3 protein-coding genes are annotated in these 1610 nt (G+C 70.4%); 1 reads left to right on the top strand and 2 read right to left on the bottom strand.

The genetic code is table 11. The features are described from left to right. Nucleotides 1–753: 2-phospho-L-lactate transferase (gene cofD, locus G6027_RS11595; RefSeq protein WP_182637319.1), on the bottom strand; the 753-nt coding region annotated here is incomplete at its 3' end. A 258-nt stretch (nucleotides 754–1011) separates the two neighbouring features. Between cofD and G6027_RS11590 the strand changes: the two genes are divergently transcribed. Then, nucleotides 1012–1323: a WhiB family transcriptional regulator gene (locus G6027_RS11590; protein ID WP_241727050.1), complete on the top strand. Its 312-nt coding sequence runs from the start codon at nucleotides 1012–1014 to the stop codon at nucleotides 1321–1323. An 88-nt stretch (nucleotides 1324–1411) separates the two neighbouring features. Here G6027_RS11590 and G6027_RS11585 read toward each other — a convergent pair. Further along, a partial coding sequence (locus G6027_RS11585; protein ID WP_182637318.1) for a metallopeptidase family protein occupies nucleotides 1412–1610 on the bottom strand: 199 nt, incomplete at its 5' end.

Raw genomic sequence — 1610 nt, 5'->3', positions numbered from 1 at the left:
CACCCCCACGACGGGCGCGGAGGTGGACCGCAGCGCGGCGCGGATCCCGGGGACGGCGAGGATCGCGCCGACGGAGACCACGGGGTTGGAGGGGGCGACGACGACGAGATCGGCCGACTCGATGGCCTCGAGCGTCTCCGGGGTGGGCCGGGCCGCGTCGGCGCCGATCTGCACGAATGCGGAGGCCGGCAGCGTGGCCCGGTGGCGGACCCACCATTCCTGGAAGTGGATCGCCCGCTCACCGCCCCCCTGCGCACCATCGGGGCCACCGGGCACCACGACGTGCGTCTCGCAGCGGTCGTCGGTCACCGGCAGCAGGCGGACGCCGGGGGTCCATCGGGTGGACAGGGCCTCGGTGACGTCGGTCAACCGGTAACCGGCGCCCAACATCTGGGTGCGGACCAGGTGCGTGGCCAGATCCTTGTCCCCGAGCCCGAACCAGTCGGGCTGGACGCCGTAGGCGGCGAGTTCGTCGCGGCAGTTCCACGTCTCGCCCGCATGACCCCATCCGCGTTCGGGGTCGATGCCCCCGCCGAGGGTGTACATGCAGGTGTCGAGGTCGGGACAGATCCGGACGCCGTGCATCCACGCGTCGTCCCCGACGTTGACCACCGCGTCGAGGCCGTGGACGGGACCCCCGTCGGGGAGCGGGGCGCCCGCACCCCCGGACGCGGGATCCAGTCCGAGAAGTCGACGTGCGCCGAGCAGGAAACGGGCGCCACCGACGCCACCGGCCAATACACAGATCCTCACGTCGACCCAGAGTAGTGACGGTGTGGCGGCGTGGCCCGCGTGGCCGGGTGTTCCGATCCCCCCGACGTCAGATGGTGTCCCACGCCACACAATCCGCGGCGTGTCACTGGCGGGGCCGGCGCACGGAAATGCTAGGTATCCCCGATTTCGCTTGACCTTGGCGACTCGCATGTGTGTAATCACAGGTGTGTCATTCGTATCTGAGCGGCACGCCGGGCCGGGCAGACGCACGAGCGACGAGCAACGTAACACGAGGGGATGACCGTGGATCGACAGTCACGCACCGCAGCGGGACCCGAACTGACCCTGGTCGACTTCGGCACCGGTGCGCTCTTCGTGGAGGACGAGGAGGAGAGCTGGCAGGACCGGGCGCTCTGTTCCCAGACCGATCCCGAGGCGTTCTTCCCGGAGAAGGGCGGCTCGACCCGCGAGGCCAAGAAGATCTGCACGGGATGCGAGGTCAAGGCGGAGTGCCTCGAGTACGCACTGGCCAACGACGAGCGCTTCGGTATCTGGGGAGGACTGTCGGAGCGCGAGCGTCGACGGATCAAGCGCGAAGCCGTGATGTGAACGCGCCCGGGCCCGGTGGGTCCGGGGCTCTGGACGGCACCTTCCTGGCCACTGCCTGACCACCCTGTCTGACCACCCTGCGGGGTGGTCAGTTGTCGTTGGGGCCGGCCTCGACCTCGTCCGGTGAGATCTCCAGGTGCTGCGAGACCAGTTCCACCAGGACCGAATAGACCAGGTCACGGAGGTCGTCCCCGCCGGGTGCCCGGCGGGTGAGCGGCCTGCGGAACAGGACCAACCGGGCCCGCGTGGGCTGGCCGGCCCGGTCGACGCCGGCGGGGACCAGCCGG

It is taken from the genome of Dietzia sp. SLG310A2-38A2, assembly GCF_014145095.1.
Lineage (GTDB): Bacteria > Actinomycetota > Actinomycetes > Mycobacteriales > Mycobacteriaceae > Dietzia.
This window is presented reverse-complemented; position numbering and strand designations above follow the sequence as displayed.